Below are 9,272 nucleotides of genomic sequence, written 5' to 3' on the forward strand. Positions count from 1 at the left end.
CAATGCGCAAAACGAAGTTACAACCTATTATGTTTGCTGGTACGGGGAGCGATGTCGGAAAAAGTGTTATTGCTGCCGCATTCTGCCGCATTTTTAGGCAAGATGGCTATACACCTGCACCATTCAAAGCTCAGAATATGTCGCTCAACTCCTATGCTACTCCCGAAGGTTTTGAAATAGGGAGGGCGCAAGCCGTTCAGGCCGAAGCAGCAGGAATTGCATGTCATACCGATATGAACCCTTTGCTATTAAAACCATCGGGCGAAAAGATTTGTCAAGTAGTATTGAATGGGAAGCCGTCAGGAAATCAGAGTGCTTATGAATATTTTCGCAAAGAAGGTAGAAATGAACTACGAAAAGCTGTGAATGATGCTTTCGATAGATTAGAAAAACAATACAACCCAATTGTTTTAGAAGGAGCTGGCAGTATCTCAGAGATCAATTTGCGGGATATTGACTTAGTTAATATTCCGATGGCTATACATGCTGATGCTAATGTGATTCTTGTAGCTGATATAGACCGTGGAGGAGTTTTTGCGTCCGTATATGGTTCAATCATGCTTCTTCCTCCCGAGGAAAGAAAATACATAAAAGGCATCTTAATTAATAAATTCAGAGGGGATATTCGTTTGTTCGAATCGGGCATAAGGATATTGGAAGATTTGTGTCATATCCCCATGATAGGGGTTGTTCCATACTATAAGGATATTCATATCGAGGAAGAAGACTCTGTTGCATTACACTCTAAAAATATACAAGCTTCTCAAAGCAAAGTAAATATTGCAGTCGTATTACTTCGGCATATGTCCAATTTTACGGACTTTAATATTCTTGAACGTGATCCTCGTGTACATCTGTATTATACAAACAATATAGAGGAAATTGAGCGAGCTGATATTGTACTTATACCGGGAAGTAAAAGTACGATCTCCGATTTATATGAATTACGACGCAATGGTGCGGCGCAAAGTATAATTAGAGCTCACAAAAAAGGAGCTACCGTAGTTGGTATATGTGGTGGTTATCAAATTATGGGAGAAGAGGTTTGTGACCCGATGCACATCGAAGGAAATATAGAACGACTCCCTGGTTTAGGACTATTACCTACGACAACCAATATCGAGGGAGAAAAAAGAACATGTCAAGTTCAATTTTCTTTTATGCAGTCAGATATTGCATGTAGCGGATATGAAATCCATATGGGAGTGACTGTACCGGTAAAAGGAGCAAAAGGTTCTCCAGTTAATATTCTAGAAGATGGTAGGTTAGATGGGTACTTTGCAAGCAATAAATGTTTTGGGACATACATTCATGGGATATTGGATAATCAAACTGTGATAGATTATCTACTGGCTCCTTATTCAGATAAACTTTCGAACAAATCGTTTGATTATAAAGCTTTCAAAGAAGAACAGTATGATAAGCTTGCTGATCATGTCAGAAAGCATGTAGATATGGATTTGATATACAAAATAATGAGCAGCAATGATTAACGGACACGGAGATGATATCTACAGATATAAAGATAAAATTCTGATTAATTTCAGTTCAAATATCTATGTAAAACAGGATATGTCAGCCCTGCATGATTTTCTGTGTTCGCAACTCCGTAAAGTACACTCTTATCCAGAACCAGACGCCTTTTCTCTGAATACTTTATTAGCAGAGAAACATCATATCAAAGTTGAAAATATTCAGGTTACAAATGGAGCGACCGAAGCAATATATTTATTGGCTCAAGCTTATCAAAACAGTTGTTCAGCCATTGTTATTCCTACATTTAGCGAATACGAAGATGCTTGCTGTATCAACAGACATCAGTTAAGATATTACAAAGACCTGAATCAGATTGAAGATAATATAGATATCGTTTGGCTTTGCAATCCCAATAATCCTGATGGTAGAATCTATGATGCCGAGTATTTGATACAAGTGATCGAAAACCATCCCAATATTTTATTTATTATTGATCAATCTTACGCTTCATTCTCGAATTTGCGAGTATTAAGTATTCAAGAAACAATTACTTATAGAAATGTAGTCCTACTACACTCAATGACAAAGCAGTATGCAATTCCGGGCTTACGTTTGGGATACATAACGGCTCATAGTTCAGTAATTGAAAAAGTAAACACTTATCGTATGCCTTGGTCAGTAAATACTTTGGCTATCGAAGGAGGAAAATATCTGATCAGTAACGAATCGGAACATATCAATGTTGAAGAACATTTATCTGAATCGAAAAGATTGCAGTGTGAGTTAGCGAATATCCAAGGTTTAAAAGTAGTGCCTAGTCCGATACACTATTTCTTATGCAGACTTAATGATAAAAAGGCTTCTGATTTGAAGCAGTGGTTGATTGAAAAATACGGTATATTAATTCGTGATGCTTCTAATTTCAGAGGACTCAATGAACATTATTTCCGTATTGCTACACAATCGCCAGACGAGAATGAACAACTAATTAAAGCCCTCAGAGAATGGATATAACTGTATTATATGTACTCGTTCCGTTGATTATGGGATGGATTGCAGATCTTATTTTGGGTGACCCGCCATATTTACCTCATCCAATAGTTGGTTTTGGTAAAATTATTTCGTGGGGCGAAAAGATATTAAACAAAGGTAAATATAGGTTACTGAAAGGGGCATTATTTGCTATAATACTCATTATTTGCAGTTTTTCCATTATCTATTTCCTATTACGATGGACATCCAGCATTCATCCTTACATAACTATTGTCATATCTGCAATTATTGTATTCTATTGTTTAGCTGGCAAAACTCTAATAAACGAGGTGCGACAGGTTTTCGTTGCTTTAGATTCTTCGGTAGAGGAAGGAAGAGAACAGCTTGGTCGTATAGTTGGTCGTAATACATCTGAATTATCTCCGCTACAAATTCGTACAGCCGCACTGGAAACTCTTTCAGAGAATTTAAGCGATGGAGTCATTGCTCCATTATTTTGGTTTATGATATTAGGCGTTCCTGGAATGTTTGCCTATAAAATGATTAATACACTTGATTCGATGATCGGCTACAAGGACGAACGATATAAAGATTTTGGTTGTTGGGCTGCTCGAATTGATGATGTAGCGAATTATATTCCGGCGCGATTGACTGCCTTTTTAATGATTATTGTGAGTGGTAAAATCGATCTCTTTTCATTTGTTCGAAAATATGCCAATCAGCATCTAAGCCCCAATTCTGGTTATCCAGAATCAGCATTAGCAGGAATTCTGAATTGTCGCTTTGGCGGAACTCATACTTATTTGGATAAAATCGTAGTGAAGCCATATATTGGAGAGCAAGACAAGATACTTGACTCAAGCGATATGGAGACTGCTATTATGATAAATAAAAGAACCGAATTACTTATGTTTTTGGTTGTGGTATGTTATTGTTTAACCTTAGATATAATCCTCAGATGAAATTTTACGTAATAGGGATAGATGATAATAAGGAACAAAATTTTCCTGGAAAAATAAATGAAGTTATATCGACACATCGTATTTTTTCGGGAGGGGCACGCCATCATGAGATTGTAAAAGATTTGCTTCCTGAAAATTATAGATGGATTGAAATAAAAGTACCACTTGATGAGGTTTTCGGATTATATAAAGAGCATGATGATGTAGTTGTATTTGCATCGGGCGATCCTTTGTTCTTTGGATTTGCAAATACCATACAGCGCAAAATGCCGAAGGCTGAATTAGTAGTTTATCCGTATTTCAATTCATTGCAATTACTAGCTCATCGTCTGTTATTGCCCTATCAGGATATGCATATTGTATCACTTACGGGGCGTCCTTGGCACAAGTTCGACGAAGCCCTTATTCTGGGGTATGATATGATTGGTATTTTGACAGATAATAAATTGCACGCTCCCTCTTCGATAGCACAACGCATGATTGACTATGGTTATGATAACTATACTATGTCGGTAGGAGAACTGTTGGGTAATAATGAAGAAGAAAAGGTATCAACCTTAAAGCTTGCTGATGTTGTAAATCGAGAGTTTGCTTTTCCGAATAATATTATTCTACGTAAGACTAACAGTCGAAAACGTTCTTTTGGCATTCCCGAATCTGATTTTAATTTGCTGAATGGCAGAGCCAAGATGATAACAAAAATGCCTATCAGACTACTATCGTTGAGTATGCTTGAGCTTAGAGAAAAGAGTACGTTGTGGGATATTGGTTTCTGTACAGGTTCTGTATCCATCGAAGCAAAGTTGCAATTCCCACATCTCAATATTGTTGCTTTCGAGATAAGAGAAGAAGGAAGAGAGCTGTTGGAAGCAAACGCACGAAAATTCGGAACGCCTGGATTAGATTTTTATATAGGGGACTTCACGACTGCAGATATTTCATCTTATCCTCGACCAGATGCCATTTTTATTGGCGGTCACGGAGGAAAGATGAAAGAGATAATAAAAAAAATTGAGGATATTTTGTTACCCAATGGAATAATTGTTTTCAATTCCGTATCGGATGAAAGTTTTGAGCTTTTCCAGTCGGTTATCAAGGATAGTGATTTGAATCTGGATGAAACAATATCAATCAAAGTAAATGATTACAACACGATTAAAATAATGAAAGCCACAAAGTAAATATGAAAGAAATAGCAATAATATTGACATCGGAGCTAGGTCTTAACATAGCCAGTATTATTAAACACGAGTTTGTTGGAGTAGATATATACTCTCGGGTAGAAAACCCTGATATTATACGTATTACATCAATAGGTGAATGTGTCAGTGATATTTTTAATCAATATAAATCCATTGTGTTTATTGGTGCTATGGGAATATGCGTTCGCTCGATAACTCCTTATATAAAAGACAAATATACTGATCCAGCTGTAATCAATATTGATACGACGGGGCAATATGTTATTTCGGTACTATCAGGGCATGTTGGTGGAGCAAACGAATTGACCGAAAAGATTGCACGTACAATTGGAGCTGAAGCTGTTATTACAACGCAAAGCGATAATACAAATCTCTGGGCACTTGATACATTAGGACAAAAGTTCGATTGGTATACAGAGACAAATGCCAAGCTTTTTAATAAACCGCTCATTGCTTTTGTTAATCGTGTACCAACGGCATTACTTTTAGATATAAAAGATAGTGGTACTGCATATCTCGAAAAGACTAAACCAGATCACGTAGATGTATTCTACAAGTTCGAAGATATCGATCAGAATAAATATCAACTACTAGTTGCTGTAACACCTAATATCTATATTGAAAACAAGTTAGAAGCTATTTATTATCGTCCTAAAGTTTTACATTTAGGAATCGGATGCCGAAAAGACTGTAATCCGTCAGGTATAAGCGATTATATAAAAACAGAGTTGAAAAAGAATAATATTGATTGGCATTCAATCAAAGATGTGTCAACTATCGATATAAAACAAAATGAGGTTCTCCTTCTTGATATTCAGGAAAGTTTTGGAAATATCCCAATCAATATCTATACAGCCGAAAACTTGAAAGATATTGATATTCCTAATCCGTCCGAGAAAGTGGAGTCAGTAACATCCGTTGGAGGAGTTTCTGAGTCTTCGGCTATAAGAAGTGCAAATCATGGAAATTTGATTATCGAGAAGCAAAAAGGTAAACTTAGTGAAGGCAATGATTTTACTTTCGCAGTAGCTATTAATCGAGATTTCATCAGACAAGGACATATCGAAATTGTTGGAGCCGGACCTGGTGATCCAGATCTAGTGTCGGTAAGAGGACGAAATTTCCTTGAAGCTGCCGATTTAATCTTATATGCAGGAAGTTTAGTCCCAATCGAACTGACTTATTGTGCTAAAGAAGGAGCTGTCGTTCGCAGTTCTGCCTCTATGAATTTAGAGGAACAATTCGCTATAATGAAAGAATTTTATGATCAAGGTAAATTAGTTGTACGTCTTCATACGGGTGACCCTTGTATCTATGGCGCTATACAAGAGCAAATGGCTTTTTTCGATCAGTACAATATGTCGTACCATATAACTCCCGGCATCTCATCGTTTCAAGCAGCAGCAGCAGCATTACGCTCTCAATTTACGATACCCGAAAAAGTACAGACGATAATTCTTACACGGGGTGAAGGACGTACAGCAATGCCCGAAAAAGAAAAGTTACATCTTTTAGCTAGATCACAGAGTACGATGTGCATTTTTCTCAGTGCATCTATTGTAGATGATATTCAGAAAGATTTGTTAGAGCATTATCCCCCTGAAACACCTGTGGCTGCTTGTTATAAGCTGACTTGGAAAGACGAACAAATTTATCGTGGAGAATTGAAAGATTTAGCTAAAATAGTAAAAGAGAACAATCTTACATTGACAACAATGATTGTCGTAGGGGATGCTATTGACAATCGTCACGGCTTATCGCGATTATATGCACATGAATTTAAACATCTGTTTCGTAAATGAAAAAAATAATATTAATCACAGGAGGCCAACGTTCCGGGAAAAGTCGATTTGCCGAACAAATGGCTTTGTCATTGGATTCCAATCCTATTTATATGGCTACTTCCCGAGTATGGGATGAGGAACATCGGAAACGTATTGAGAAACATAAAGTCAACAGAGGACCTGAATGGATAAATATTGAAGAAGATAAACATATTAGCAAGTATAATCTTGAAGGAAAAATAATTCTTATTGATTGTATAACCCTTTGGGCTACGAATTTCTTTTTCGACCTTAATTCTAATGTCGAGGAAGCTCTATCTGAGTTAAAAAAAGAGTTTGATGCCTTCACATCACAGAATTCACATTTCATTTTTGTAACCAACGAAATAGGTATGGGCGAAATGTCACAGAACGAACTTCAACGTAAATTTGCCGATCTACAAGGATGGTTCAATCAATATATTGCATCTAAAGCAAATGATGTCTATCTAATGGTTTCGGGGATACCAATGAAAATAAAATAATATATATGAAACATTTTAATATCGAAAGACCACAGGACGATATTCGTCAATACTTACAAGAAAAAATAGATAACCTTACTAAGCCTAAAGGTTCACTTGGCATGATCGAAGACCTTGCATTACAAATTGGCTGGATACAACAAACATTGAGCCCAAAGTTGACAAATCCGTGTCATATCGTATTTGCCGGTGACCATGGAATTGCAGCCGAAGGCGTTAGTCTATCTCCGCAGGAAGTTACATATCAAATGATTGCTAACTTTTGGAATGGTGGTGCTGGTATCAATTTTTTAGCTCGTCAACATCATTTCGATCTTAAGGTTGTAGATTCGGGGGTCAATTTTGATTTCAATCCTGAAGATCCTATTATCCACATGAAGATAAGCAAAAGTACCCGTAATTATCTGCACGAAGCTGCAATGACACTTGAAGAAGCAGAGCTGGCTATCGAACGAGGCGCCGAATGTGTACAACGTTGCTACGATGAGGGATGCAATGTGATAAGCTTCGGAGAAATGGGTATTACAAATACATCATCCTCTTCTCTATGGATGACCTATCTAACGGGGATCCCTTTAAGGAAGTGTATAGGAGCTGGATGCGATCATACGGGAAGTATAATTGAACATAAATATAAGGTTCTGAAAGCTTCAATGGACAACTACAAAGGCGATTCATCAGCGATAGATATTATGCGATATTTTGGTGGTTACGAAATGGTAATGACTGTTGGAGCTATGTTGAAGGCCGCAGAATTGAAGATGATCATTTTAGTAGATGGCTTCATCATGACTAACTGTATATTAGTGGCATCAAAAATAAATAAAGAAGTACTGAATTATGCTATCTTTGGACATCAAGGTGATGAAGCTGGACATAAATTGGTATTAGATTATCTTAATGCAAAGCCAATCTTAAACCTCGGATTAAGGTTGGGCGAAGGTACTGGGGCATTATGCGCCTACCCTATTATTGAATCGGCAATTCACATGATCAATGAAATGAATACATTCAAGGAAATAGAGGTTACAAAATATTTCTAGTCAATGAAGAATATTGCAGCAGCTTTGGTGTTTTTTACCCGTTTACCCTTTTGGCGTCTGAAAGCTTTTCAGGTAGCTCCCGAATATTTTAGTCAGGTGATTAATTATTGGGCAGTAGCAGGATGGCTAACAGGGGGAGTAATGGCTGCATGTCTATGGTTGTCTTCTCAGGTTCTACCCTATTCTGCTGCAATAATTATAGCCCTATTAATTCGCATATTAATAACAGGAGCATTGCATGAAGACGGCTTGGCCGATTTCTTTGATGGCTTTGGAGGTGGAAATACAAAAGAACGAATATTGGCTATCATGAAAGACTCGCATATTGGTACATATGGAGTTATCAGCCTTATTTTTTATTTTCTTTTACTCTATTCATTGTTGTCGCAGCTATCGTTACAATGGGCTTGCTTGTCAATACTAATGGCAGACCCGTTATGTAAATATATAAGTTCACTAATGACACGTTTTCTGATATATGCCCGTACAGCCGAGACCAGTAAATCGGGTACGGTATATCAAAATATGTCTTTCAAAGCTCTGTTCTTATCTTCATTCTTTGGATTATTGCCATTGCTCCTTGCTCCTGATTTGAAGTGGCTATTGGCTGTCATATTCCCAATCCTCACTTTTTCTGGATTAGTAATGCTGATGAAAAGAAAAATACAAGGATATACGGGCGATTGTTGTGGTGCTATGTTTTTATTATGTGAGCTGTCGTTATATCTTGGAATTGTTATCGTTTATCAAAATCTAGTTTTATGAAAATATATTTAGTTCGTCATACCGCTGTCGATGTTCCGCAGGGTATGTGTTATGGCCAGACAAACGTACCTTTGAAACCCTCCTTCGAAGATGAAGCAAGGGTTGTGAAATCGAATATAGGAAGTATAGAAGCAGATGTTTCATTTAGCAGCCCTCTTTCTCGTTGTCGAAAATTAGCTCATTTTTGTGATTTCAAAGATGCCGTATTGGATGACAGGTTGAAAGAACTGCATTTCGGTGATTGGGAAACCCGAATGTGGGATCATATTGATATGTCTATATGGGACAAAGATTGGGTAAATCCGCCAGCACCTAACGGAGAGTCATTTATGCAGATGTATAATCGGGTATCTAAGTTTTTTGATGAGTTAAAATCAAAGCAATATAAGTCGGTCTTAGTTTTTACGCACGGAGGTGTTATCAGTTGTGCCCGTGTATATTTCAATCAGGCTGATATAAAAAAGACTTTTGATCTGATGCCTCGTTATGGCGAAATGGTTCAGTTTGAATTTTAAATAGTTGT

General features: G+C 37.1%; 9 protein-coding genes. All 9 read left to right on the forward strand.

Features of this window, described 5'->3' with window-relative positions; genetic code table 11:
• Positions 1-2: 2 nt before the first annotated feature.
• The 9 genes from C1A06_RS12965 to cobC are packed head-to-tail and all read left to right on the forward strand — an operon-like array spanning position 3 to position 9,264.
• Positions 3-1,493 (forward strand): cobyric acid synthase, encoded by a 1,491-nt coding sequence (locus C1A06_RS12965; RefSeq protein ID WP_101690642.1) that lies wholly within the window; start codon positions 3-5, stop codon positions 1,491-1,493.
• Positions 1,486-2,490 (forward strand): threonine-phosphate decarboxylase, encoded by a 1,005-nt coding sequence (locus tag C1A06_RS12970; protein WP_101690643.1) that lies wholly within the window; start codon positions 1,486-1,488, stop codon positions 2,488-2,490. Before C1A06_RS12965 ends, C1A06_RS12970 begins: the two co-directional genes overlap by 8 nt.
• Positions 2,481-3,431: an adenosylcobinamide-phosphate synthase CbiB gene (gene cbiB / locus C1A06_RS12975; protein WP_101690644.1), complete on the forward strand. Its 951-nt coding sequence runs from the start codon at positions 2,481-2,483 to the stop codon at positions 3,429-3,431. The genes C1A06_RS12970 and cbiB overlap by 10 nt, the downstream gene beginning before the upstream one ends.
• Complete coding sequence (gene cbiE, locus C1A06_RS12980) at positions 3,428-4,612, forward strand: precorrin-6y C5,15-methyltransferase (decarboxylating) subunit CbiE (protein ID WP_101690645.1); 1,185 nt, start codon at positions 3,428-3,430, stop codon at positions 4,610-4,612. Before cbiB ends, cbiE begins: the two co-directional genes overlap by 4 nt.
• 2 nt (positions 4,613-4,614) lie before the next feature.
• Positions 4,615-6,435 (forward strand): precorrin-4 C(11)-methyltransferase, encoded by a 1,821-nt coding sequence (gene cobM / locus C1A06_RS12985; RefSeq protein ID WP_101690646.1) that lies wholly within the window; start codon positions 4,615-4,617, stop codon positions 6,433-6,435.
• Positions 6,432-6,941, forward strand: a complete 510-nt coding sequence (gene cobU, locus C1A06_RS12990; RefSeq protein WP_101690647.1) for a bifunctional adenosylcobinamide kinase/adenosylcobinamide-phosphate guanylyltransferase — start codon at positions 6,432-6,434, stop codon at positions 6,939-6,941. The genes cobM and cobU overlap by 4 nt, the downstream gene beginning before the upstream one ends.
• A 5-nt stretch (positions 6,942-6,946) precedes the next feature.
• Positions 6,947-7,984 (forward strand): nicotinate-nucleotide--dimethylbenzimidazole phosphoribosyltransferase, encoded by a 1,038-nt coding sequence (cobT, locus tag C1A06_RS12995; protein WP_101690648.1) that lies wholly within the window; start codon positions 6,947-6,949, stop codon positions 7,982-7,984.
• Between the two features lie 3 nt (positions 7,985-7,987).
• Positions 7,988-8,749: an adenosylcobinamide-GDP ribazoletransferase gene (gene cobS, locus C1A06_RS13000; protein WP_101690649.1), complete on the forward strand. Its 762-nt coding sequence runs from the start codon at positions 7,988-7,990 to the stop codon at positions 8,747-8,749.
• A complete protein-coding gene (gene cobC / locus C1A06_RS13005; RefSeq protein ID WP_101690650.1) occupies positions 8,746-9,264 on the forward strand; it encodes an alpha-ribazole phosphatase in 519 nt (172 codons plus the stop codon). The genes cobS and cobC overlap by 4 nt, the downstream gene beginning before the upstream one ends.
• Positions 9,265-9,272 lie beyond the last annotated feature (8 nt).

It is taken from the genome of Dysgonomonas massiliensis (assembly GCF_900240225.1).
Lineage (GTDB): Bacteria > Bacteroidota > Bacteroidia > Bacteroidales > Dysgonomonadaceae > Dysgonomonas > Dysgonomonas massiliensis.